19 protein-coding genes are annotated in these 24,307 nt (G+C 61.2%); 9 read left to right on the forward strand and 10 right to left on the reverse strand.

The window, feature by feature from the left end:
- Positions 1-5 precede the first annotated feature (5 nt).
- The 6 genes from ACMUVN_RS19260 to ACMUVN_RS19285 form a co-directional block, all read right to left on the reverse strand.
- Entirely contained in the window at positions 6-1,031 is a 1,026-nt protein-coding gene (locus ACMUVN_RS19260; protein WP_132574947.1) for a branched-chain amino acid ABC transporter permease, read from the reverse strand.
- On the reverse strand, positions 1,028-1,942 hold the full coding sequence (locus tag ACMUVN_RS19265) for a branched-chain amino acid ABC transporter permease (protein ID WP_097543410.1): 915 nt from the start codon (positions 1,940-1,942) through the stop codon (positions 1,028-1,030). Before ACMUVN_RS19265 ends, ACMUVN_RS19260 begins: the two co-directional genes overlap by 4 nt.
- Entirely contained in the window at positions 1,939-2,667 is a 729-nt protein-coding gene (locus tag ACMUVN_RS19270) for an ABC transporter ATP-binding protein (protein WP_063474149.1), read from the reverse strand. The genes ACMUVN_RS19265 and ACMUVN_RS19270 overlap by 4 nt, the downstream gene beginning before the upstream one ends.
- Positions 2,664-3,416: an ABC transporter ATP-binding protein gene (locus tag ACMUVN_RS19275; protein WP_127430779.1), complete on the reverse strand. Its 753-nt coding sequence runs from the start codon at positions 3,414-3,416 to the stop codon at positions 2,664-2,666. The genes ACMUVN_RS19270 and ACMUVN_RS19275 overlap by 4 nt, the downstream gene beginning before the upstream one ends.
- A gap of 5 nt (positions 3,417-3,421) precedes the next feature.
- Positions 3,422-4,741 (reverse strand): ABC transporter substrate-binding protein, encoded by a 1,320-nt coding sequence (locus tag ACMUVN_RS19280; RefSeq protein ID WP_048338163.1) that lies wholly within the window; start codon positions 4,739-4,741, stop codon positions 3,422-3,424.
- Between the two features lie 68 nt (positions 4,742-4,809).
- On the reverse strand, positions 4,810-6,273 hold the full coding sequence (locus ACMUVN_RS19285) for an aldehyde dehydrogenase (protein ID WP_254962684.1): 1,464 nt from the start codon (positions 6,271-6,273) through the stop codon (positions 4,810-4,812).
- A gap of 238 nt (positions 6,274-6,511) precedes the next feature.
- On the opposite strand from ACMUVN_RS19285, the gene ACMUVN_RS19290 reads away from it, so the two are divergent.
- Positions 6,512-7,411 carry a helix-turn-helix transcriptional regulator gene (locus ACMUVN_RS19290; RefSeq protein WP_254962491.1) on the forward strand — a complete coding sequence of 300 codons (900 nt, stop codon included), beginning with the start codon at positions 6,512-6,514 and terminating at the stop codon, positions 7,409-7,411.
- An 88-nt stretch (positions 7,412-7,499) separates the two neighbouring features.
- Positions 7,500-7,718, forward strand: a complete 219-nt coding sequence (locus ACMUVN_RS19295; protein ID WP_254962492.1) for a hypothetical protein — start codon at positions 7,500-7,502, stop codon at positions 7,716-7,718.
- On the opposite strand, the gene ACMUVN_RS19300 is transcribed toward ACMUVN_RS19295, so the two are convergent.
- The 3 genes from ACMUVN_RS19300 to ACMUVN_RS19310 all read right to left on the reverse strand — a co-directional run bounded on the left by ACMUVN_RS19300 (position 7,699) and on the right by ACMUVN_RS19310 (position 12,112).
- The gene (locus ACMUVN_RS19300; RefSeq protein ID WP_254962493.1) at positions 7,699-9,876 is read right to left on the reverse strand and encodes a phage infection protein; all 2,178 of its coding nucleotides are present in this window, start codon (positions 9,874-9,876) and stop codon (positions 7,699-7,701) included. The two genes, ACMUVN_RS19295 and ACMUVN_RS19300, sit on opposite strands and share 20 nt — an antisense overlap.
- A 219-nt stretch (positions 9,877-10,095) precedes the next feature.
- Complete coding sequence (locus ACMUVN_RS19305) at positions 10,096-11,502, reverse strand: adenylate/guanylate cyclase domain-containing protein (protein WP_254962494.1); 1,407 nt, start codon at positions 11,500-11,502, stop codon at positions 10,096-10,098.
- Positions 11,503-11,626: 124 nt separating this feature from the next.
- Entirely contained in the window at positions 11,627-12,112 is a 486-nt protein-coding gene (locus ACMUVN_RS19310; RefSeq protein WP_254962495.1) for a MarR family winged helix-turn-helix transcriptional regulator, read from the reverse strand.
- 201 nt (positions 12,113-12,313) lie between these two features.
- Between ACMUVN_RS19310 and ACMUVN_RS19315 the strand changes: the two genes are divergently transcribed.
- The 7 genes from ACMUVN_RS19315 (at position 12,314) to ACMUVN_RS19345 (ending at position 22,369) form a co-directional block, all read left to right on the forward strand.
- Complete coding sequence (locus ACMUVN_RS19315; protein WP_254962496.1) at positions 12,314-13,900, forward strand: AMP-binding protein; 1,587 nt, start codon at positions 12,314-12,316, stop codon at positions 13,898-13,900.
- A 41-nt stretch (positions 13,901-13,941) separates the two neighbouring features.
- The gene (locus tag ACMUVN_RS19320; protein WP_254962497.1) at positions 13,942-14,763 is read left to right on the forward strand and encodes a p-hydroxycinnamoyl CoA hydratase/lyase; all 822 of its coding nucleotides are present in this window, start codon (positions 13,942-13,944) and stop codon (positions 14,761-14,763) included.
- A gap of 31 nt (positions 14,764-14,794) precedes the next feature.
- Positions 14,795-15,901 carry an NAD(P)-dependent alcohol dehydrogenase gene (locus ACMUVN_RS19325; protein WP_254962498.1) on the forward strand — a complete coding sequence of 369 codons (1,107 nt, stop codon included), beginning with the start codon at positions 14,795-14,797 and terminating at the stop codon, positions 15,899-15,901.
- Positions 15,902-15,922: 21 nt separating this feature from the next.
- Positions 15,923-17,362, forward strand: coding sequence for a coniferyl aldehyde dehydrogenase (locus ACMUVN_RS19330; RefSeq protein WP_414815384.1), 1,440 nt, complete (start codon positions 15,923-15,925; stop codon positions 17,360-17,362).
- Between the two features lie 421 nt (positions 17,363-17,783).
- Positions 17,784-19,712, forward strand: a complete 1,929-nt coding sequence (locus ACMUVN_RS19335; RefSeq protein ID WP_097545393.1) for a diguanylate cyclase — start codon at positions 17,784-17,786, stop codon at positions 19,710-19,712.
- An 81-nt stretch (positions 19,713-19,793) separates the two neighbouring features.
- Positions 19,794-22,088 carry an FdhF/YdeP family oxidoreductase gene (locus ACMUVN_RS19340; protein ID WP_254962499.1) on the forward strand — a complete coding sequence of 765 codons (2,295 nt, stop codon included), beginning with the start codon at positions 19,794-19,796 and terminating at the stop codon, positions 22,086-22,088.
- Complete coding sequence (locus ACMUVN_RS19345) at positions 22,085-22,369, forward strand: hypothetical protein (protein ID WP_063474165.1); 285 nt, start codon at positions 22,085-22,087, stop codon at positions 22,367-22,369. Before ACMUVN_RS19340 ends, ACMUVN_RS19345 begins: the two co-directional genes overlap by 4 nt.
- A 51-nt stretch (positions 22,370-22,420) precedes the next feature.
- Here the strand turns inward: ACMUVN_RS19345 and ACMUVN_RS19350 are convergent, their stop codons facing one another.
- The gene (locus ACMUVN_RS19350; RefSeq protein ID WP_047616827.1) at positions 22,421-23,419 is read right to left on the reverse strand and encodes an AraC family transcriptional regulator; all 999 of its coding nucleotides are present in this window, start codon (positions 23,417-23,419) and stop codon (positions 22,421-22,423) included.
- Between the last annotated feature and the right edge of the window lie 888 nt (positions 23,420-24,307).

Consider the following 24,307-nt stretch of genomic DNA (forward strand, 5'->3'; position numbering starts at 1 on the left):
CCGGCTCATTCTTCCCATTTGATCTTATGCGGACCCGGCAATTTCAGCCGGTAGCCGACGGGCAGAAGTTGAAAATCGTAGCGGCGCTCGATTTCGCCCCACAGGCCGCGTGGCAGGTAGAGGGAGAAAATCAGGGCGGTGGCACCGAGGCCAATCAGGTACCAGACGCCGGCTGCGCCGAAGAAGGTCTCGATCACGAAGAACAGGATGGCGCCGAGGATGGCGCCCTCGAACTTGCCGATCCCGCCGACCAGCACCATGAAGATCATGTAGGCCGTCCACTGGACGCTGAAATAGGTCTTCGGCTGGAAGGTGGTGGCGGTTGCCAGCCACAGGCCTCCGGCGACGGCGATGCCGAAGGCGGCGAGCACGAAGAGCAGCCTCTTGGTCGCGATCACGCGCACGCCGACCGAGGTCGCCGCCTCCTCATTGTCGCGGATCGCCTGCATGGCAGCGCCCGCGCGGCTGCGCATCAGGATGAAGAGCGCGCCGAGCAGGGCGGCCATGGCCGCCAATGCGAGCCAGTAGATCGTCGCCCGCCGCGTGCCGCTGTCATAGACGTTGAGCGAAATCAGCGAGGTTCCGGTTTCTCCCTGGATCAGCCCGTCGAGGTTGACGAGCAGGTGGGCGAGAGTGGCGACCACCCACATGCCGATCGCAAACTCGCCGCCCTTCAGGCGCAGCATGAACAGCGAAAGCGGGATCGACAGCGCACCGGTGACGATCGCGGCGGCAAACAGCGCGACGAAGGGATTGAGCCCCGCATCGGCAAGCCGGATGGTGAAATAGGCGCCGAGGCCGAAGAACACCTGCTGGCCGACCGAAACCAGCCCGCCGAAACCGGCAAGCGCATTCCACATGGCGGCAAGGATCACGTAGATGAACAGGGCCGTCAGCCGGTCGATCGCGCCGGCGCCGAGCACGGCGGGAGCGAACATCAGCAAGGCGAGTACCGCGGCCATGGAGCCGAGCGCCACCCGAGACGATTTCGTCCAGCGCTCTATCGATATTCCGTTGGAGATGATGGTCATGTCGGGCTCCGGAGACGGGCGCGCAGCTTGAGAGAGGCGCCGAATTTGTCGAGAACCGGCATGCCGAACCGGGACAGCCTGACGAACAGCACCAGCAGGAACACGGCATGGCCGCCGATCAGGAAGCCTTGCGGATGCAATTGCGCGCCGAGCGATTGGGCAAGGCCGAGAACGATGCCGCCGGCAAGCGTGCCCCATAGTGATCCCGCTCCGCCGATCACGGCCGCCTCGAAGGCGAAGAGAAGCTGCGGGCCGCCGGCATAGGGGCTGAAGGTCGCCCGCATCCCGAGAAAGGCGCCGGCGATGCCGACCGTGACCATGGTGATCGCAGTGGCGACGGCGTTGACCCTGCGGGCATCGATGCCGACCAGTCCTGCCGTATCGGGATCTTCCGCCGTCGCGCGGATGGCGCGGCCGAGGGCAAAGCGGCTGAGGAAGAACTGCAGCGTGCCGAGAATGAGGACTGCGGCCACCATCATCATGACGGCAAGCTTGCCGACGAAGATGTGGCCGGGCAGCTGCCAGGAGGCATAGGACAGGTTGCCGATGAAGGGCGCGAGCGACCTTGTGTCGGCGCCGAACTGCTCGAACAGCAGGTTATCGATGACGATTGACAGGCCGAAGGTCGTGAGAATCGGCAGGAGCGTGCCGCCGCGGGCGCTGCGTTCCAGGATGAAGCGCTGCAGCAGCCAGCCGATGGCGGCCATCACCGGCAGCACGATCAGCAGGCCGTAGAAAGGCGGAATGCCGGCTTTGGCGGCGAGCAGCCACAGGCCGTAGGCGGCTGCGACCGCCAGGCTGCCATGCGCGAGATTGATGATCCGCATGACGGAGAACATGAAGGACAGGCCGCAGGCGATAACGGCGTAGTAACCGCCGAGCAGAATGCCCTGGAGCAGGGTATTGATCACGATGCGCTCCTTTCGCCGGCTGCCCGGTGCAATCCGAAATAGGCTTGGGTGACGTGCTCGCGCGTGACGGCCGCCGCCGGCCTGTCGAGGACGATGCGTCCCTCGAGCATGCAGATGACACGGCTTGCCACGCTCATGGCGCGGGCGAGATCCTGCTCGACGAGCACGATTGTTGTTCCCGACGTCAGCAGCGCTTGCAGCTGGGCATAGACGCGATCGACGACCAGAGGCGAAAGCCCGAGCGAGACCTCGTCCAGGAGAAGAATATCGGGATTGCTCATCAGCGCCCGGCCGATGGCGGTTGCCTGCTGTTCCCCGCCCGAGAGGTGCCCGGTCTTGGCGTGACGACGGGGTTTCAGGTTGGGAAAGGCGTCGAGCACGCGATCGATGCTCCACTCGCCCTTGCGGCCGGAGCTCTTTCCGAGAAGCAGGTTTTCCTCCACCGTCATCTGTGAAAACAGGCGCCGGCCTTCCGGCACCAGGGCGATGCCCTTGGCGATGCGCTTGTGGGACGGCACGGAAGCCAGATCTTCATCGTTGAGAAGGACGCGGCCGGAGGATGGAAGATGGGCGCCGGCGATCGATCGAAGCAGCGTCGTCTTGCCGGCGCCGTTCGCGCCGACCAGCGCCAGCACTTCGCCCTTGGCAAGATCGAAACTGACGCCGCGCACCGCCTGCAGCAGGCCGTGGCGGACGTCGAGGTCGCGGATGGAAAGAAGGCTCATGCGGGCGTCCCTCCAAGATAGGCCTTGACCACCTCCGCATTGCTCATGACCATTTTCGGTTCGCCATCGGCGATGATCCTGCCGGCGTCCATGCAGATCAGCCGTTCTGCCACCTGCAGCAGGATATGAACGATATGCTCGATCCAGACGATGCCGATGCCGCGGCGGCGCAATTCGAGGATGGTTTCGACGAGCTCGCTCGCCTCGCCATCGGTCAGGCCGCCGCCGATCTCGTCGAGCAGCAACAGTCTCGGCTGCGTGGCAAGCGCGCGGGCAAGCTCCAGCCGTTTGCGATCCAGCAGGCCGAGCGTATCGGCGGGGCGGTTGGCGACATCAAGCATGCCGCAGAGCGAAAGCGAATCCACCACGCGCTCATAGGCCTCGTCGCGGCTGGCGGCATTGCCGTGCGATGCGGCGACGAAAACATTCTCGAAGGTCGTCATGCCGCTGAAGGGTTTGGGAATCTGATGGGTCCGGACGAGCCCGGAGCGGCAGCGTTCCGCCGCCGTCCGGTTCGTCACGTCGGCGCCGTCGAAGGTGATGCTTCCCTCGCTCGGCGGAAAGGCGCCGGCGAGCACGCTGAGCAGGGTCGTCTTGCCCGCGCCGTTCGGCCCGACAATGCCCACCGCCTCGCCATCGCCCATGGAAAAATCCAGATTCTCCAGGACCACCAGCGCGCCGAACCGCTTGTGGATCCCCTTGGCCGAGAGAAAGGCTCCTCCCGGCCGTCTTTGCGCTTGCTGCTGCACTTTGGTTATCCGTTGTAAGCGGTGAGCTTGGCGCCGACCGGGACGTTCGGGTCGGTGGCGTTTTCGGTGACGACATAGTCGAGCGCGAACTTCGAGCCCTCCGGCGCTTTCACCCATTGCGTGCCGATGATCGGCCCGGGAGAAACATTGGCGACGGGACCGCTGGTGAAGTCGACCTTGCCGGCAATCGTCGTGGTCTTCAGCGTGCTGAGCGCCTTGGCGACGGCCTCCTTGCTCTTGACGTCGGCGCTGGCTTTCAGCGCATCGAAGCCGGCGTCGAGAAGCGCAAGGCTGGCGCCGAGCTGCTGCGTCCACTGCTTGCCGCTCGCCGTTTCATAACCGTCGGCGAGTTCGGTTCCGGAGACACCGGTCAGCGTCGATTTGTAAGGGAAAGCCTTGTGCCAGTAGGCGGCGCTGCCGATGTTCAGGCCGAGGTCGCCGAGCGCCTCGATGTCGGAGGGAAACAGGCCCGTCTTGGCGATCTGGCAGATCTTGATCTGCTGGGTGAGGCCCTGCTGTGCGGCCTGACGCCAGAAGGCGGCGAAGTCGGGCGGGATCGGGAAGGAATTGAAGATCTCCACGCCCTCCTGCCTGAAGAGAGCGATCTGCGCGGTAAAGTCGGTGGTGCCGGTTTCATAGGCGCCCGGATCGACGATGGTGAAGCCTTCCTTGGCGAGCGCCGGCGCCAGATGGGCGCGGATCGCATTGCCGTCGGCATCGTTGGGATACATGACGCCGACCTTCTTGTTGGTCTCGATCAGGTTCCACTGCGAAACATAGGCCTTGTGGAATTCTTCGACGCCGAAGCCGAAATGATAGGTCCACTTGAACGGCGAGGGCGCGCCGGGCTTGGCGCCGCGGCCGAAATACCAGGCTTCCCAGGGCATGACCGTCGAGAGGCAGGGAATGCCGGCCGCTTCGCAGGCGTCGGCCACCGGGTTGATGGTTTCGGGCGTCGAGACGGCAAGCATCAGGTCGATCGACTGGTTGTTGATCAGGTCCTTCGCCAGCTGGCCGGCGCGCGAGGGATCGGACTGGGTATCCTGGTCGAGAATCTCCACCTTCCAGGTCTTGCCGCCCGCCTGCAGGCCGTTCGCCAGCGCCTTGCGCGCCAGGTCGAGCACATAGCCGTCCGTCTCGCCGAAGCCGCCGAGCGGGCCGGTGCGCGGGCTGATGAAGCCGACCTTCAGCGTGTCGCTGCTTTGAGCAAAGGCGGTGCGGCCGGAAAGCGCCAGCGCCGCGCCGCCCGCCACGGTCGATGCGATGAAAGAGCGGCGGCTCAGCGATGCCGCGTTGAATTTTCCGCTGCGGAAAATGCCGTTCATGAAATCATTCCTCCCTCTTGATGGGGCCTCCCAGCCCGTTCCCAATGTTCATTTCGGCCGATCTCAATTCAGATCGGGTAGTGCCGTTTTCCCGATGCGATGGTGACCCATCGGAGCTCGGTGAATTCATCGATCGCCGCCTTGCCGCCGAAGCGGCCGTAGCCGCTTGATTTGACGCCGCCGAAGGGCATTTGCGGCTCGTCGGAAACTGTCGCCTCGTTGATGTGGCAGATGCCGGATTCGAGCCGCATGGCGACGGCAAGCGCGGCATTGACGTCGGCGCTGAAAACGGCGGCGGACAGCCCGTATTCATTGTCGTTGGCAACCGTCACGGCCTCGTCGACGCTGCTGACCCGGATGATCGCGGCGACCGGTCCAAAGCTCTCCTCGCGGTAGATGCGCATGGCAGGTGTGACGTGATCGATGACGGTCGCATCCATCAGCGTGCCGTTGGCGTGACCGCCGCAGACGAGCATCGCGCCCTTCTGCAGCGCATCGTCGATGAGCGACCTGACGCGACGGATGGCTTCGGCGTTGATCAGCGTGCCGAGCGGCGTGTTGCCGTCCTTCGGGTTGCCGGCGACCAAGGTTGCGGCTTTCGCCCGGAACTTGCCGACGAAGCCGTCGGCGATCTCGTCCATCAGGATGATCCGTTCGGTCGACATGCAGATCTGGCCCTGGTTCATGAAGGCGCCGAAGGCGGCCGCACTGACGGCTTCGTCGATATCGGCGTCGGCCAGAACGATGAACGGCGCCTTGCCGCCGAGTTCGAGCAGGCAGCGCTTGAGATGTCTTGCCGCGGATTCGGCAATGATCCGGCCGACACGCGTCGAGCCGGTGAAATTGATGCGGCGCACGGCCGGATGGGCGATCAGGGCGTCGACAACGGCGGCGGCATCGCTCGGCGCATTGGAAACGACATTGACGACGCCGCGCGGAAAGCCGGCGTCACACAGGACGTCGCCGATCAGGCCATGGGTCTTCGGGCAGAGTTCGGAGGCCTTCAGGATGACCGTGTTGCCGCAGGCAAGCGGCATGGCGACGGCGCGGGTGCCGAGGATGATGGGCGCATTCCAGGGGGCAATGCCGACGCAGACGCCTGCCGGCTGGCGGACCGCCATGGCAAGGTTTCCCGGAATGCCTGAAGGAATGAGCTCGCCCGAGATTTGCGTGGTCATCGCCGCAGCCTCGCGGAGAATATCCGCGCCGAGCCCGCAATTGATCGCGGCCCATTGCGCGGTGGCGCCGGTTTCGCCGGTCATGGCGGCGATGAGTTCCGGTGCGCGCGCGTCCAGTATATCGGCGGCGGCATTCAGCAGCCTGCGCCGTTCGCCCGGCCCGGTCTGCGACCAGTCCGGATAGGCTGCCGCGGCCGCATTGGCAGCCCGTGTCATGTCGGCAACCGATCCGGCCGAGGCGATCGTTGCGACATCGCCGGTCAGCGGATCGATGCGCTCGAAGGTGGCCCCTTCGGAAGCATCCATCGCCTCGTTGTTGATCATCAGCTTTGCCGCGAACACTGTTCCACCCAATTCGTCACGTGTTGGCGCCAAGTGCCGGCGCCTGCTTTATTGCCATGGGGAGAAAACGAGCGGACGCGGCGCCACGAAGGTCGCCTGACGATTCCTGCATCTGCTGAAGAGCCTCCTCCCAAAGGCTGATGAGAAAAGGTTACGCCGATCCGGCGCGGATGGAATGCGATTTATTGGGTTAATATTGTAATTATCCGGTGATATCAGCATTGTTTGACGCGGGAATGGAGGAGAGGCCTTGGCAACGGACGGCGGGATTCATCACTATGCCAGGGGCGAGTGGCACGGGCCGTCGCTGTCGCACCGGCGCATCCGTTTCCAAAAAGGGCTGTATGCCGATTTCTACCATTTCCTTCTGCTGGGGGAGGGGAGCGGGGAGCTTCATTTCGACAATGGCGAACACCGGCCGCTGCACGGACCGCTGCTTGCCTTCCTGCCGCCGCAGGCGCGATGCGAGCTGTCGATATCAGCGGGAAGCGCGGCCCATCTGGTCGGCGCCTCGCCGCAGATCATGGTCGATGCGATCGGCGACAAGGTGGAATCCTATTCGCTGCGCATCTTCACCGAGCAGCGCAAGCTGGTCGAGGCACTGGATCCCTCAGCAGTGGCCGAAATCAGCCCGCTGATTTCGGGCTTCGTGCGGGAACTGGGCGATCCCGCCCGCTCCTCCTGGATGGTCGCATCCGCCTATATCAGGCTCATTCTGATGGCGCTGTGGCGCGGCTCCGATGGCGAGAGAAGCGAACAGCGCGGGCAGGGCGAAACCGGATCGATCCTGCAGAGATACCGGCAACTCGTCGAGGCCGGCTTCCGCCGGCACCGGCCGATCAGCGATTATGCCGCGGAATTGGGCGTCACGGCCGACCGGCTGCATTCCATCTGCCAAAGGGCGCTCGGCCGCTCGCCGATCCAGCTCCTGCACGAGCGCGTGGTGCAGGAGGCAAAGCTGAGATTGGAGCGATCAGCCCGCAATATCCAGGAAATCTCCGACAGCCTCGGCTTCCGCGACCCGACCTATTTCAGCCATTTCTTCAAACGCAAGACCGGCCTTTCCCCCGCCGGCTACCGCGAGATCGCCCGCGCTTCCGCCGGCTCGGAAAACAGCATGCTGTCTTCGGGCTATGCGGATTGGCCTTAGACTCGGGGCTCATTGGTCAAAGCTGGAATTTGCCGGTTTTGGATCGTAAATCACGTTTACATGGAGCGCAAACCGGCGTGGGACTGCAATGCTGCACCATAGCGGTCATTGCGCGCCGCAATCGGCTATGGCCGACATGGGGGCCGGTAGCAGTAAAGCCGGTTTTGCGCTTTCTCCGCAAGAAAGTGACACGAGCGCACGCCTCTCCCGCAACAAAATCGGCAACTATTTGCAGATGAAGCCGGATATTTTCGGTCAACAAATCTTTGGCTCAGTTGGCTCGTGCTTCAAAGCGGAAGGGCGCTGACCTTCTCAAAAAGCTTTTTCAAATGATGGTTCGACATATCTAGGATCGGCTCGTACATAAATGAGTTAATATGGATGTTTTCAGGAGTCATCAGGACGACCTGCTTCAGGCACTTGATGCTGGCCGGACTTGCTACCCCTAACTGTTCCACCTTTTGAAGTAGCTTAAAGGTCTGATTGTTTTTTATAGCATCTACAAAAGCCTGGTCGTTGATGGCGCCGATCATAAAAACCTCCGCTTTGATGCGGATGGCCATCGCCAAAACGATCTTGGTTTCCAGTTCGATTTGCTCCTCGCCCAAAGCACACGCCTGTTGCGCCCGTTCAAACAGCAAGTCAAACACCTTCCGGTCGCCATGCGGTAAGGCGAAATTCGTTTTGAAGGTGACGACCTTCTTAAATTCCTTTTCAAGGTCAAAAACTGTAAGGTTCTCAGAAGTCTGCTTCACGTGCAGATACCGCGTCAACTCGGCTTCCTCTGCCTCCATGCCTGCAAACTCGGCCACGTTCCGGACAAACGGAATCATCGCGATAAGGAAGTCATCGTGCGTTCCTTCCGGGAGCTTCTCCTTCCAATGCTTAAAAGGATTGTTCTGATATTTTTCTTCACGTATGTGGACACCCGAGTCGCTACGGAGCGTATGGAACTTATTGTCCCTTCCAAGATCCAATCGACTAGATACGGTGCGGTAAAAGTCATAGTTGTGAGTAAGGATAATCTGATAAAAGAAATCCACGTCGGTAATGTCGCGTAGATATTCAATGATTGCGTACTTGTTTTTATAGTCGAACGAGTCGGCGATGTCATCGAAGACAAAAATTGTCTTCACCGCACCTTCCTTCCTCGCGATAACCTCAAAGATTATGTTGAGAAGATACAGGGCGCGTTTTTCTCCGTTCGATAGGATGCGAACGAGGTCGAGCTCCTCAACCGCAACTTCGGTTCCGTCATGTCCTTTGAAACGGAACCGGATGCTCGGTGCATCAGCTTTTAAAATCACGTCATGCTGGTTTTCCATTGTGACAATGAAGGGTACGGAAAAACGGCCATTAAATTCATCCAGTACGTCTCCCCAGCGGGTCGCTTCCTGCCGTGCTTCGTTAACGATTTCCTCGAGTTCCCCGCGGCCTCGATCGTACGTACCCAAGGCATCGTTCAGGAGATCAGCATTTAGGGCAAGATATGCAATCCATAAGCGCTGCCGCAGCCGATCTGGATTCGCAAGCTCCGGTATGAGCTTGTCGTACTCGGTAAGATAAGCACGAAACTCTTTCATGTCGACGTTCTTAGTCAAGAGTTTATCGATGCGCTCGAATTGTGCCTTTAGATCAGCATCATTGAGTATCTCGTCTTTTTCCTCCTGAATTATTTTTTCTAAGTCTTTCTCGGTCTTGATTTCTTTCCGCACATCCTTGTTGTTTACATAAACAGAGTGTTCAGCCTTGAAAAAGCCGTTAGCCTTCAAACTTTTCGCAACATCAGCCGCATTATTATGATTGAAAGCGCCTTTCCTAAAAAAGGTGGAATTGCTTACCAGGCGGTCGTACACCGCCATGTAGTTCTCAATGTCGCTGCGGAACGCTTCCGATTTTAGCTGCTCCGCAACCTTGGCCGAAAAAATTTGAGCATATTTTAGGTCTGCGAGTGCGGCGTACGGGTTCTCGTCAACCTCAGGCTTCAAGCGACGAACGGCCTTGAAGAATTCGTTTGGATCGCTAGCAATGTCCATTGCCAGCGCCTCTTCTACGCCGGCCTTCATGCCAGCAGCACTGCCTAAACTTGCGAGCAGAGCGTCCTTTTTCTTGTCAATCTCTCTGCGCACGTTTTCATATCGCTCGCGCAACCTGCTGTTTGCCAACAGTGTCGACATCCGATTGGATTTATATGCTTCATTGTAGGGCTCGACGACAAAAACGTTTTCTGCCGCAATATCGTGGCCAGCTTCGTCGACTATGGAGCGTTCAGTCTCCCGCTCCTTATGAACACGATCGCAAGAAGGTCTTCCCTCTGAAACGTCTTTGAACGTCAGTGCCAGAGAACTTTTCATTATGCCGTTAGCAGCGTAAACTACGTTTTGGCGCTTCTTCGAAAAATCGAATTTATGGCTTAGAGAGGTAATTCCGTAACAATTCTTGAGATCGACAGTTATACTATTCATATTTCCTCCGCTGACCTGGCAGGCATTCTAACCGGCGGTTCGCCTCAAGGAATCTAATCCTATCAGCGCGTGGTGATTCCCGTAAGTAGGCGTTAGCATGAATCGGCGTAGTGCTCGCGGCTAAGTGGTGGGTTGCCAATTTCTTCGCGAACGGTTGCCGTCCGCTTTCAGCACGCATCAGCCGCTCAAGTTGGCTTGACCTCGAAGAACAACCCAACCTCACGACAGCGCAAAAATCCTCACCTCTCTCCCGATGCCCTGAAGCTCCGCCAGCCGGGAGACCGATGAGATGCCGCCGTCACGCAGGATCTCCGAAACCTGGGCATCCCCGACAATCGCCTCCGTCGTCATGATCACATTGGGATCGGCAAGGCCCTGGACGCGGGAGGCGATGTTGACGGTTTGGCCGAAATAGTCCTGCCGGTCGTTGAGATTGACGGCGAGGCATGGTCCCTCGTGAATTCCGATCTTCAGCAGAAGGTCGTCGCTGCCGTGTTCGGCATTCAGCCGCAGCATCGCCTCGCGCATCCTGAGTGCTGCCGCCACCGCGCGGTCCGGGCTCGGGAAGGTCGCCATCACGGCATCGCCTATGGTTTTGACGACGGCTCCGGCCTCTGTGGCGACGATCTCGTGAAGAACCCTGAAATGCGCGCGCACCAGATCGAAAGCGGCAAGATCTCCGACGCGCTCGTAGAGCGCGGTCGAGCCCCTCAAGTCGGTGAAAAGGAAGGTCAGGCTGGTGATCTTGAGGCGCTGGTCGACGTCAAGCGTGTCGGTGCGATAGATGTCCCGGAAGCTCTGGTTCGTCAGCAGGCGCTTGGCCGTCAGAAAAGGCCGCCTGCGGCCCAGGAGGTCGTGCAGTTCGTCTCCGGCGATGCAGACATTCGGTACCACTCGGCGATCGGTGTGGTTCTCGAGGGTGAGCCGCAGCAGGCCGGGACGAAGGATCAGCGTTTCGTTCAGCGCATGCGTCCGGCTGATGATCATCGAGAGGGTTTGACGTTCGTCGGTGGGCTCGCCCTGCACATCGATGAACTGCGCCGAATGGGTGACCGCATCGAAGATGATGACGAACTGCGCCGGCAGTTGTAGGGAGACGAACGCCTTCTCGCCCGGCGCCAGTTCGATCATCTCCAGCTGGATCCGATCGAACTTCGCCTCCAGGTCCTCCGGCAGGTCGACGCCGGAGCTGAAGAAGATCTGGCGGTAGTATTCAAGGGGAGGCAGCCGATCGGGGTCGTGGGCGGCAATCCTGCGCACTCTTGGACTAACGGTGAAGGTTACCTCGACCATCTCGTCGAGGGTCGGTTCGTATCCGGCCGCGCAGAGCGCGCAATGGTAGGTGTCCTGGACGACCCCTTTGAGGGTTGCGCCGCTGTCGAGGACGCCGCCGCATCCCGGGCAAAGGACGTTCCAGGTCATTTCGAAGACGCCGATGCGGGCGGCATGCAGAAGCGCCGCGATGGTTTTCTCTTCATCGAGATGATGCTTGTCGGCAAAGGCGAGCGCATTGATGCGATTGAGATCGCGATCCGAGCCATGTTTGACGACGTTTTCGATGCACTCGACCGTCTGCGGGTCAGCCGCCTGTCGCAGGGTGGCAAAAAGCACGTCCATTTCACTCATGAGACAAGTCTCCGTGTGCAGAACCCACGGCGGACGACGCCAGGGCCGGGATCATAACACGGGACTTTCCCAAGCGAAATCTATCAGCTTGGATGCGGCTTACTTCCCAAGCTTGAGGGGGTTTTCAGCTCCCCTTGTATATCCGCTTCAGCGCTGCCAGCAGTCCATCCATTTCGTCCTGCGAAAACAGACCGATGAAACGCCGCTCATGCTTGTCGATCAACTCACGCGCCCGCGCGAGCATCGCGCGTCCCGCTTTCGTCAGATGCAGTTCCTGGCGGCGGCGGTCGGCCGCGGAGGGGCGGCGTTCGATCAGGTCGCGGGCGGCCAGCCGGTTGACGAGGGCCATCATCGTCGCCCGGTCAGTGCCGAGCGTGTTGGCAAGGTCGATTTGCGATGCGCCGGGATTGCCGGCGACGAGTTCCATCACGGCGAGCTGCTTCTGCGTCAGCGCCAGCTCCTCCATGGTTTCGGCAAAGTCGCGATAGATTGCAACATGCGCCATGCGCAGATGGAAGCCGAGCAGATCGCCAAGCCGGCCGACGTCGAGCGCCGGCGTCGCGGGGGCATCTTCGCCCTCGACATCGTCCCGCGGTGATTTTGTGCCCATGGTTCGCTCTCGCTTCATTCAGGGTCATAACCATCAAAATCAGCGGGTTAGTCAATATCGGCATTGCGGATTTCCCCGCGTCCATTCGAACGATCGCATTTGCCTTGAACAGCCTCTTGCATCTCTATGGAAAAATATTAGTATGTGTTACATACAAATTTGATGCCGGCTGCAGAGGAGCGGCGGGCATGGGAGGAGAACATGGCGCATTCCTTTTCCGGGATGGTTTCGTCGGCAGATTGCGGACTGGTGACGGATGATCCGATCCTTTACCGCGTCCGCGTCGCGCCGGACCGTCCGGCCCTGTTCGAGATCGCCACCGGCCGGCAGCTTAGCTATGCCGAGCTCGATGCGCGGATCGCCCGCTGCGCCGGCTTGCTCAACGATATGCTCGGGGCGCGGCGGGATGGGGCGCGTGTCGCCATGCTGGCGCGCAATTCGGTGGATTCGATCGTGCTTGCCTTTGCCTGCCAGCGCGCCGCCGCCATCTACGTGCCGCTCAACTGGCGCCTCAACGCCGCCGAGCTTCGGCCGATCCTCGCCGATTGCACGCCGGCTCTGCTCGTTCACGACGAGGAGTTCGCGGCAACGGTGGTAAGCGTCGCGAGCGTCGATCCCGAAATGGCGGTGATATCGACGGCCGATGGCCCGGCCGGGCTCGCCGCGCGGATCGAGGCGAGCCGTCCGGCCGGCCCGGTGCCCGCCGATGCCGATGAACCTTGCGTGCTTCTCTACACCTCGGGCACGACGGGGCAGCCGAAGGGCGTCGTCATCACCCGCCGCAACGCCTTTTTCGCCGCCATCAATTTTTCCATGGTCGGAGAGATCGGGCCAGGTTCCGTCGCATTGTGCGACCTGCCGTTCTTTCACACGATCGGGCTGATCGCGGTGGCGCGCACCACGTTGATGCTGGGCGGCACGCTTGTCATTTCCGACCGCTTCACGCCGGCGCGCACGCTTGCAGCCCTTGCCGACCGGCGGCGCTGCATCACCCATTATTTCGCCGTGCCGCAGATCGCGCTCGCCTTGCGCAACGACCCCGCCTATAGCGCTGCGGCGCTTTCCGGCCTGCATGCGCTCTTCGTCGGCGGCGCTCCGCTGACGCAGGCGCTGATCGAAAGCTATCTCGACGACGGCGTTGCGCTGGTCAACGGCTACGGCATGAGCGAGGCCGGAACGGTGCTGCATGTGCCGATCGACCGGCGCGCCGTGCAGGATAATCCCGGCAGCGTCGGTCTTCCCGCGCCGTTACTCGACATTCGCATCGTCGGCGAGGACGGCCGCGACGTTGGCGAAGACGAAATGGGCGAACTCTGGCTGCGCGGGCCGGCGGTAACGCCGGGCTACTGGAACAAGCCGCGGGAAACCGCGGCCGCTTTCACCGACGGCTGGTACCGCACCGGCGATCTCGGCCGACGCGAAGCGAACGGCTTCTATCGCATCGTCGACCGGCTGAAGGACATGTATATCAGCGGCGGCGAGAATGTTTACCCCGCCGAGGTCGAGGCGGCGCTCGCGAGCCATCCCGATATTCTCGATGCCGCGGTCGTCGGCATTCCCGACCTCAGGTGGGGCGAATGCGGCGTCGCCTATATCGTGCTGCGGCCAGGTGCATTGGCAACGGGCGATGAGATCGCCGGCCATTGCGCGGCAAGGCTTGCCGCCTTCAAGCGTCCGGCGCGCATCCTCTTCGTCGAAACCATTCCCCGCACCGCCTCCGGCAAGGTGCAGAAACATGTTCTGCGCCAGTTCCATTCCGACGAAACCCTTCAACGACAGGCCTTGTGACGCGGGTTCCCGCCTTCACGCCGAAACCAATGGAGTAAACCATGACTGAAATGAAATCGCCGGTTCTGGTCGAATTCGACAACGGCATCGCTTTCGTGACCCTCAACCGTCCGGAAAAGCGCAATGCGATGAATCCGGCCCTGAATGCCCGGATGCTCGAGGTGCTCGACGAACTCGAGGGCGACGAGCGCTGCGGCGTCCTCGTCCTGCGCGGCGCCGGCGAATCCTGGTCGGCCGGCATGGATCTGAAGGAATATTTCCGCGACAACGACGGCAAGCCGCGTGACGCCACGCTGAAGGCGCGGCGCCAATCCGGCAACTGGTGGAGCCGGCTGATGTATTTCGAAAAGCCGACCATCGCCATGGTCAACGGCTGGTGCTTCGGCGGCGCCTTCACGCCGCTCGTGTCCTGCGATCTTGCCATCGCCGCCGAGGAGGCGAAATTCGGCCTTTCCGAGATCAACTGGGGCATTCTGCCGGGCGGCAACGTCACCCGTGCGGTTGCCGAAGTGATGCGCCATCGCGACGCGCTCTATTACATCATGACCGGTGAGCTGTTCGATGGGTGCAAGGCTGCGGAAATGGGTCTCGTCAACGAAGCGGTGCCGCTGGCCGAGCTTGAAACCCGGGTCCGCAAGATCTGCGCCAGCCTGCTCGAAAAGAACCCGGTGACGCTGAAGGCCGCCAAGGACACCTACAAGCGGGTGCGCAACCTGCCATGGGATCTCGCCGACGATTACATCTACGCCAAGCTGGAGCAGATGCTGTTTCTCGACAAGACCAAGGGGCGCGACGAGGGACTGAAACAGTTCCTCGACGACAAGACCTATCAGCCGGGGCTCGGCGCTTACAAGCGCGGCTGAGCGCGCGTTGATTTCGGGAGGAGGAAAAGCAATGAAAATCCATGCCGCGGTGGCGCGTGCGCCGCATATGCCGTTTTCGCTGGAAAGGCTCGATCTGGAGGAGCCGCGCGAGGGCGAGATCCTGGTTCGCGTCGTGGCGACAGGGGTCTGCCACACCGATATCGTCATGCGTGACCAGCACCTGCCGGTGCCGCAGCCGGTCGTGCTCGGCCACGAGGGCGCCGGCATCGTCGAGCGGGTCGGGCCGGGTGTCGCCAAGGTCAAGCCCGGCGATCATGTGGTCATGACCTTCAACTCCTGTGGCCATTGCCCGAGCTGCAATGATCACGAGGAAACCTATTGCCACGAATTCTTCCCGCGCAACTTTTTCGGTGCGCGTGCCGATGGTTCGAGCGGGCTCTCATGCGAGGGGGAGCGGGTTCACGGCAATATTTTCGGGCAATCCTCCTTTGCCAGCCATGCGCTGTGCCATGAACGCAATATCGTGAAAGTGCCTGGAGATGCCGATCTGGCGCTGCTCGGGCCGCTCGCCTGCGGCATCCAGACCGGCGCCGGCGCGGTCATGAACGCGCTCAAGGTCGAACCGGGAAAAGTGCTCGCGGTTTTCGGCATGGGCTCCGTCGGTCTTGCCGCGGTGATGGCGGCACGGGTCGTCGGCGCTTCGCGGATCATCGCCGTCGACGTCAACGAGACGCGGCTGGCGCTTGCGGCCGAACTCGGCGCGACCGATATCGTCAACGGCAAGGCGAGCGACGCGGTTGCCGCGATCATGGCGCTGACCGGCGCCGGCGTCGATTATGCGATCGATGCCTCCGGCGTGCCCGCCGTCATCGACCAGTGCGTGCGGGTGCTGGCGCCGCGCGGCACCTGCGGCATCGTCGGGGCTTCGCCGCACGGCGCGACGCTGACGCTGGATCTCACCCATATCCTCTCCGGCGGACGCCGGGTCCGCGGCATCGTCGAGGGCGATTCCAATCCCGATGTGCTGATCCCGCTGTTGATCGATCTGCATCGGCAGGGGCGCTTCCCCTTCGACAGGCTCGTCACCTTCTATGATTTCGCCGACATCAACCAGGCGGTGGAGGATTCGGAAAAGGGCATCGTGCTGAAACCGATCGTCCGCCAGCCGGCCGTCTGACATCGTTCAAGGGAGGAAACAATGAACACCGTCACCCCGATCGCCACCGATACCAGTGCCGATGCCATGAAGGCGCTGCTTGACCGGCAAAAGACGTCTTTCCTGAGGGAAGGGCCGCCAAGCATCGAGACCCGCATCGATCGCATCGACCGCGTCATCGCCCTTCTGGTCGATCATAAGGATGCGATCGCCGCGGCCCTCTCGGACGATTTCGGCAGCCGCAGCGTCGAGGCGAGCCTACTTCTCGACGTCTTCACCTGCGTCGGTTCGCTCAAATATGCCAAGGCTCATCTTGCCGAATGGCTGAAGCCGGAAGAGCACGAGGCACTGTTTCCGGATGCGGTCGCTAAAGTGGTCTATCAGCCGAAGGGGGTCGTCGGAATCCTGAGCCCCTGGAATTTCCCCTATCAGCTCGCCCTTGCGCCGCTTGCCGGCATTCTCGCCGCCGGCAACCGCGCCATGATCAAGCCCTCGGAGGTGACGCCGGCTTCAGCAGCCTTGATGGCGAAGCTCATCGCCGGCGCCTTCGACGAAACGGAAATCTCAGTCGTTCAGGGCGGACCGGCGACGGGCACTGCCTTCACGTCACTGGCCTTCGACCACCTGATCTTCACCGGCGGGACCGCGATCGCCCATCATGTCATGCGGGCGGCGGCGGAAAACCTGACGCCGCTGACGCTTGAACTCGGCGGCAAGTCGCCCGTCATCGTCGGCCGCTCGGCCGATCTCGCCGACGCGGCGCGCCGCGTCATGACGGTCAAGACGCTGAATGCCGGCCAGATCTGCCTGGCGCCCGATCATGTCTATGTACCCGAGGAAAGCGTCGAAGCCTTTGCCGGACACGCGGTCGCGGCGGTCGGCGCGATGTATCCGGCGTTGAAGGAAAATCCCGATTACACCTCGATCGTCAACGCTCGCCATCACGCCCGCGTCCAGGGCCTGATCGACGATGCCAGGGCCAAGGGCGCTGGGATCGTCGAGATCAACCCGGCGGCGGAGAATTTCTCCCAGCAATCGGCCCATCGCATGCCCCCGACCCTGATCCTCGATCCGACGGAAGACATGCGCGTGCTGCAGGAGGAAATCTTCGGGCCTGTGCTGCCGGTCATTGCCTATCGCGATATCGCCGACGTCATCGATCGGATCAATGCCAGGCCGCGCCCGCTCGCTCTCTACTATTTCAGCCAGGATCGGCAGGAGGAACGCCGTGTCCTCGACAATACGACTTCAGGCGGGGTGACGGTCAACGACTGCATGAGCCACGTCACGGCGGAAGGCCTGCCTTTCGGCGGCGTCGGCCATTCGGGCATGGGAGCCTATCACGGTAAATTCGGCTTCCTCACTTTCTCGCATCCGCGCGCCGTCTATCACCAGAGCAAGATGGTGGAAGCGGAATACATGATGCGGCCGCCCTATGGCGAGGCGATGCGTGGCTTTTTGGCTGCGGCGATTTGCAAGTAGTGAAAGAGCCGGGATCGTGACCGCGGGTGCGTTATGAACAGCAGCGGCGCGATCTCTCTCGTAGCTTCACGAGCGCTTTGGCGCGCAACACGATAGTCCAAATGCGCATGCTTATCCGGATAGCGCAACTATTGCGCTAACCGGATAGATGTCCCGAGGCCCAGGATGCAGTTGTTAAGCATGCCTTATCGCATCGAGTCTATCCGTTGAACTGCAGCGCATTGCGGACATGATGTCTCCTGCCGTCTTCGGGCATGACCTTTCAATCCGGTTCAGCGTCTTTCTCATGTCGTCAAATCTGGCAACAAGGCCCTGTGCATACCTCACCGTCTCCAGCACTCGCTTCGGCCCGGAGACGCATCTGCAAATGAAATAGCCTGATGGGTCTCCGATTTAACTAAGCTCAAACCAGTGTTGCTCTATGATCAGTTCGGTACATGTATTGGAAGGTGGATCCAACGCAGTGAGTGGCATCTGGACGCAATTCGGTGGCAACCTTTCTTTCGTGTGCCTGGCCATTTCGCTCTGGGCGCATTTTTCGATCCAGTTTCAGCGCAGTTCGGCCAGGCAGGAGAAAATCGCCTTCGGAATCGTAGCCGGCGCGGCCTCGATCGGATCGATATTGCTGGCCGTCGAATTCAATCCCGGCCTCTATATCGACTTGCGCTTCTCGCCGCTTGCTTTGGCGGGCATGTTCGGCGGGCCGATCGCGGCGGCTTTTGCGGCGTCGCTGGCGATGGCCTTTCGTTTTTGGGTCGGCGGCACGGCAATGATCGACGGTCTCGTCGCGATTGTTGTCGCGACCGGCATCGGCCTGGTTGGCAATTTCTGGATCCGCAAGAGATCTCCCCGGCTCATGGACGTTGGCCTGCTGGGCCTCGCGCTCGGCGCCTCTCTTGTCGTGTTGATGGCGACGCTTCCCACCCTGGTGCACGCCCGTGTGCTGGCCATGATCGGTCTGCCCATGACCGTATTGAACTGCCTGGCGACTGCGCTGTGTGGTTTCATTCTGTTGAAGACCCAACAATGGGCGCTGGAGCGAAGCATATTGGTGACCGCATTTTCGCAGTCGCCCGACTATCTCTACGTGAAGGATCGAAACAGCCGGTTCATCACCGTCAACGAAAATATGATCCGCCTTTATCGTTTCAAGACGACGGCGGAGATGACCGGATTGTCAGATTTTAATCTCCTGTCGCGCCCGCTCGCTGAAGAATTGTATTATCTCGAACAGCAGCTTATGGACACCGGGGTGCCTCTGATCGACTCTACCGAGCATATCGAAGGCAGATCCCTGCTCGCCTCCAAGGTGCCGCTGCGGGATAGGCAGGGGCGGGTGATCGGCCTTGCGGGCGTAACACGTGACATTACGGAGCGTACCGTCCTGGAGCGGGAATTGCGCGAAAGCAAGAACCTGCTGTCGCATGCGATGGCCGGCATGTCCGACGGTATCGCCATGTACGACAGCAAGGGTTTCCTTGTTTTCTGCAACGAGCAGTATCGCACCGCCTTTCCGCTATCCGGGGATGCGCGCGTGGTTGGCGCCCATATCAGCGACATTCTCCGCCGCGTCGCCGAAACAAACGAGCGCACCGGTATTCCGGACAATGACCTCGAAGAATGGATCAAGGTCGCCAGTGCTGCGCTGCACAGCAACAAGGACGAAGAGGTCCAGCTTTATAACGGCGACTGGCGCAGCATCCGGACAAGGCTTGCCGAAGACGGCACGGCGATGGCCGTCGTCTCGGACGTCACCGCGACGAAGCAGGCGGAAATCGCGCTCAGGCTGTCGGCGGAGCAACTGAAGTCCCTTGCCGAGACCGACGGGCTCACCGGCATCGTCAATCGTCGGGCCTTCGACGAAGCTTTCGCACGCGAGACCACCGGCAGCGCCAGGAAGAACACGCCGTTCAGCCTGCTGATGGTCGATATCGACCGCTTCAAGGCCTATAACGACACCTACGGTCATCCCGCCGGAGACCAATGCCTGCGTGTCGTCAGCAAGTGCCTTCGCCAGTCCGTCAGCCGGCCGGCAGACATCGTCGCACGTTACGGCGGAGAGGAATTCGTGGTTCTGCTTCCGGCGACCAGTGCGAAAGGGGCAATGATCGTTGCCGAGCAATTCGCACGTCTCCTAAACCAGGAGAATATCGTTCATTCCGGCAGCGAATTCGGACGAGTGACCGCCAGTATCGGCATATCCTGCGCGACCGGCGCCACCTTGAGGGTCAACCCGAACCGTCTCCTGACGGAGGCCGATGCGGCGCTCTACGACGCCAAGACGCAAGGCCGCAATCGCATCCTGGCACATTCGCCCGACGAACGGCATGCCATGAAGGACGTTGGTTGATTGAATCCTTGATAGGTTTTTCCTATCGATCCATCGCTCCTGCGGCCTTGATGTTTTCCTCGCTTCGACAATACAGGGCGCATGGACAAAAAATTCATTGGCAAGAAATCGGCGGCAGCCGGCGGCTGGGGCGCGTTGAAGAGCTGCGGGAAGCAGTTGCTTCAAAGCGGCATGCCGATTTCCGGGGCGCGGACGATGCTGAAGGCGAACCAGCCGGATGGGTTCGATTGCCCGGGCTGTGCCTGGGGCGATCCGGAACACGGATCGTCGTTCGAATTCTGCGAAAACGGTGTGAAGGCCGTCGCCTGGGAGGCGACGGAGAAGCGGGCAACGCCCGCTTTCTTCGCTGACAATACGGTATCGCAGCTTCGCCGGCTGACGGATTATGAGCTGGAACTCAACGGCCGCCTGACGCATCCGATGCGCTACGATACGGCGAGCGACCGTTATCTGCCGGTCGCGTGGGAGGATGCCTTCGCCGAAATCGGAGCCGTTCTCAAGGGGCTCGATCATCCCAACCGGGCGGAATTCTATACGTCCGGCCGGGCGAGCAACGAGGCGGCCTTCCTCTACCAGCTCTTCGTGCGCGTCTATGGCACGAACAATTTTCCCGACTGCTCCAACATGTGCCACGAGGCAAGCGGCATCGCCATGCGCCAGGCGGTCGGTGTGGGCAAGGGCACGGTGCTTCTGGAGGATTTCGAAGAGGCCGATGCGATTTTCGTGATCGGGCAGAACCCGGGCACCAACCATCCCCGCATGCTCGGCGACTTGCGCCGGGCGGCGATCCGCGGCGCGCGCATCGTCGTCTTCAATCCGATCCGCGAACGCGGCCTGGAGCGCTTCTCCGATCCGCAGGACAAGATCGAGATGCTGCGCGGCGGTTCGACCGACATCGCCAGCCTTTATCTCCAGCCGCAACTCGGCGGCGACATGGCCGCGGTGCGCGGGATGGCGAAGGCCGTGCTGGCTGCGGAAGAGGCAGCGGTCGCCGCCGGTCTGCCCTCCGTTCTCGACCATGCATTTCTCGCCGAACACTGCGCGGGTTTTGCGGAATACCGGGCAGCGGTCGAGGCGACGAGCTGGGCTGAGATCGAGGACCAATCGGGACTGAGCCGGCAGGAGATCGAGCGGGCCGCCGATGTCTATATCAACGCCGAGAAGGTCATCTGCACCTGGGCGATGGGCGTGACCCAGCATCTGCATTCGGTCGCGACGATCCGCGAGATCGCCAATTTCATGTTCCTGCGCGGCAATATCGGCCGGCCGGGTGCCGGCCTTTGCCCGGTTCGCGGGCATTCCAACGTGCAGGGTGACCGCACCGTCGGCATCAACGAAAAGCCGTCGGACGATTTCCTCGATGTGCTGGAGAAACACTTCCGCTTCGCCGTTCCCCGCGAACATGGCCACAATGTCCTTGCCGCCATCGGCGCGATGCTCGACGGCTCGGCCGAGGCCTTCATCGGGCTTGGCGGCAATTTCGCCCGCGCCACCCCCGACAGCGCCCTTGTCGAGAAGGCGCTGCGGCGGCTGAAGCTGACGGTGCACATCGCCACCAAACCCAATCATTCGCATCTCATGCCCGGCGAAACCGCCTTCATCCTGCCGTGCCTCGGGCGCACCGAGATGGATCTGAACGCGGCGGGCAACTCCCAGCTCGTCAGCGTCGAGGATTCGATGAGCATGGTGCACGGTTCCGCCGGCATCAATCGCCCTGCCTCACCGCATCTCCTCTCGGAAGTCGCCATCATTGCTGGCATTGCGCAAGCGACGGTCGGCGCCGCCGTGGTCGACTGGACAGAGCTCGCCGGCGACCACGACCGCATTCGCGATCATATCGCGGCGACTATCCCGGGCTTCGAAAATTACAATGCGCGCCTGCGCAAGCCGCGCGGTTTCCACCTGCGCAACACGGCTGCCCACCGGGAGTGGGATACGCCGGCAGGCAAGGCGTCATTCTCTGCCGAGCCGCTTCCGGAAGAGACGGTGCATCAGCGGGCGCGAAGGGGTGAGGGGCGTTTCGCCCTGCAGACCTTCCGGTCGCACGATCAATACAATACGACGGTCTATGGCCTCGATGACCGATATCGCGGCGTTTACGGGGAGCGGCAGGTCATCTTCATTCACCCGGCGGATCTGCAGGCGATGCATGCCGAGGCCGGCGACCGGGTCGACGTGGTCGGCGAGCATGAGGACGGTATCGAGCGCATCGCTGAGAATTTCCGCTTTGTGCCCTATGACATCCCCCGGGGAAGCATAGCGGGTTATTACCCCGAACTGAACGTGCTCGTGCCGCTTGGCAGCGCCGGCAGGGAAAGCGATACGCCCACTTCGAAATCGATCATGGTGTCCTTCCGCCGGCGAAAAGCCGCGTGAGCGTAGAGGCAGCCGAGGTCGATCGCTTTCTTGCCCTCGTCGCGGCGGCGCAAGGCAGAGATGCCCAATTGACGTCGATACAAGCCGGCCTGCTCGTCGCCGCGGAGCTGGGGATTGCGCGTGACAGCCGCACCTTTGCGCGCATGCTGGGGATAGCGCATTCTCTCGTGCTGAGGGAACTCAACGCCCTGGCGGAACGCGAGGGCGTGCTGCAGATCGTCAAGCGCGATCCAAGGACGATGAGAGTGCATTACACATTGCCGCCGAGGGACGAGGCGTAGCCCCTTGCGTCGGCCGCGGGCTGCCCGCTTACTCGCCGCAAGCCGAGGCCATCATCGCCGGATCACGCGCTTCCTGGTGTCGGAAGGGTATTCTCCGTAGGTGTTTTTATAGACCGCGGAAAACCGGCCGAAATGAAAGAAGCCCCATTTGAGACAGATGGCCTTCATGGTGTCCTTGCTCTCGGGATCGAGCAGATCCTGGCGCGCCGCACGCAGACGAAGGGTCAAGAGGTAGGCGGCGGGAGAGGTTCCCCTGAAGGCACGAAAACCGGTTTCGAGCGCCCGGCTGGATACGCCGGCCGCTTCGGCGACCTTCGGCATGGTGATCGGCTGATCGATATTGGCGTGCATGAATTCAATCGCCCGGCGGACATGCCGGGGAGCGATCAGGGCCGGGCCATTCTCCAGGAAATGCGACAGCCGGTGCGGCACCAGGCGCACGACCAGATCGGCCAGCGCCTGCGTCATATGCGCCATGGCGATCGGCGACTGCAGCAAGGGACCATCGTCGCGCATGCCCGCGATGATCGTTTCCGTGAGATTGCTGATCAACCGGCCTTCCGGCTTGGACAGATCCAGTTCGGGCAGCAGGTCGAGAGAGCCGCTGAACGGCATCTCGAAAGTCTGGCCGATCGTCTGGAGGATGAGCGGCCAGTTGATCAGCAACTCGTCGATGACGTTCGATCGCCCATGCATGATGACGCTGTTGGGCTCGAAATTATTGTAAAGAAGCAATTTTCCTTGCCCGGCCTCGGCGACGCGCGACCCATAGGTGACCCCCATGCCGCCGCTGCGCGGCACGACGATCGACAGATATTCGGCCGTATCGACGGTCGGCTCGATATTGAACTGAAATTCCGCCTCATGATAACCGGTGAGCAGGACGGCACTGTCACATGCCGAGAAATCCAATCCCCAATGGAAGTCCTGGCTGCGGCCGACAGGCTCGGCATCAAATGCGCCAAAGGCGCCGCCCAGCGTTTCGACCATGTTGTCGAAGGACGAACCGCTAAATCGAAATGAGAATGGGGCAGTGCTATTTTCCGTCATGCCGCTCCTATCGTTTCAATGGGGCTGTGTTGACTTGTCCTTCTCCGTCGCTCGCCGATGCCGGCGCAATCCATGATAGCGCTGACATATTGATGCGCGTACCTCCAATCGCTTCGCCTGATACCATCGACCATCCTCCTCCGCTTCGTCAGGGCCTGTGGACGTGATTGATTGCTGAGGCGTGGCTATATATTAGCCGATCGGAGCATGCAGCGCAGCAGGTCTCAGCGGAGCAGGGGAATCTGCACGTGGTGTCGGCATCGGGATCGGTGGTTTGCGTAAGCCGATGCAGACGAAACGCGGGCGTGACAAGCGTCAATAAAACCAACCCGTTAAATGCATTGCCAAGAGTTCCCATCGCATCCGTTTTTCGCAGCCTGACGGCAGGAACTGGCAGAACTCGGAACAGTTGGCAAGCCATCGGGCTGATGATGAAACGATTACGCAGAAGGGTAAATTTATCGCCTGTATCCGCCAGGCCACTATACAGCGCATCGCGCCAATGCGAATTCATGCGACGCGTTTTAGGATTTTGATTCAAAGTGATAGAGCGGCCTTGGCACGTCCGAAAAAAACGCGGCCGCGCTCGGCGGGCTCAAATGCAGCGGGTCTTGCCGAGAGGAGCGATATCTGAAGCTTATCGAGTGGGTCCCCGATTTCGCAAGTCGCGCAGTCGCCTGCCGAAGGTTCTATAGTGGACCGCTTAAAGAGGGCCTTCGGCAGGCTGACAGGCATGCAGGCATACGCACGGGATGGAGTGCGTATGTATGATCCCTTCCATCCTTTTGGGGGTGATGGATGAACGGGTTTGGTTTTAGGACCGCAAACCATCATGGCATTGGTCGGGATTGATCTTACTGTTCCTCAGCTATGGAGCAATTGTCCGGT

Source organism: Rhizobium sp. IY2 (assembly GCF_047532935.1).
Taxonomy (GTDB): domain Bacteria; phylum Pseudomonadota; class Alphaproteobacteria; order Rhizobiales; family Rhizobiaceae; genus Rhizobium; species Rhizobium anhuiense.

Bases quoted from the DNA above. Each gene is read 5' to 3' on its own strand.
- ACMUVN_RS19335 (WP_097545393.1), top strand. From the start codon at position 17,784: ATGATCAGTTCGGTACATGTATTGGAAGGTGGATCCAACGCAGTGAGT.
- ACMUVN_RS19270 (WP_063474149.1), bottom strand. From the start codon at position 2,667: ATGAGCCTTCTTTCCATCCGCGACCTCGACGTCCGCCACGGCCTGCTG.
- ACMUVN_RS19295 (WP_254962492.1), top strand. From the start codon at position 7,500: ATGCTGCACCATAGCGGTCATTGCGCGCCGCAATCGGCTATGGCCGAC.
- ACMUVN_RS19330 (WP_414815384.1), top strand. From the start codon at position 15,923: ATGAACACCGTCACCCCGATCGCCACCGATACCAGTGCCGATGCCATG.
- ACMUVN_RS19310 (WP_254962495.1), bottom strand. From the start codon at position 12,112: ATGGGCACAAAATCACCGCGGGACGATGTCGAGGGCGAAGATGCCCCC.
- ACMUVN_RS19315 (WP_254962496.1), top strand. From the start codon at position 12,314: ATGGCGCATTCCTTTTCCGGGATGGTTTCGTCGGCAGATTGCGGACTG.
- ACMUVN_RS19320 (WP_254962497.1), top strand. From the start codon at position 13,942: ATGACTGAAATGAAATCGCCGGTTCTGGTCGAATTCGACAACGGCATC.
- ACMUVN_RS19325 (WP_254962498.1), top strand. From the start codon at position 14,795: ATGAAAATCCATGCCGCGGTGGCGCGTGCGCCGCATATGCCGTTTTCG.
- ACMUVN_RS19350 (WP_047616827.1), bottom strand. From the start codon at position 23,419: ATGACGGAAAATAGCACTGCCCCATTCTCATTTCGATTTAGCGGTTCG.
- ACMUVN_RS19305 (WP_254962494.1), bottom strand. From the start codon at position 11,502: ATGAGTGAAATGGACGTGCTTTTTGCCACCCTGCGACAGGCGGCTGAC.
- ACMUVN_RS19260 (WP_132574947.1), bottom strand. From the start codon at position 1,031: ATGACCATCATCTCCAACGGAATATCGATAGAGCGCTGGACGAAATCG.
- ACMUVN_RS19340 (WP_254962499.1), top strand. From the start codon at position 19,794: ATGGACAAAAAATTCATTGGCAAGAAATCGGCGGCAGCCGGCGGCTGG.
- ACMUVN_RS19300 (WP_254962493.1), bottom strand. From the start codon at position 9,876: ATGAATAGTATAACTGTCGATCTCAAGAATTGTTACGGAATTACCTCT.
- ACMUVN_RS19280 (WP_048338163.1), bottom strand. From the start codon at position 4,741: ATGAACGGCATTTTCCGCAGCGGAAAATTCAACGCGGCATCGCTGAGC.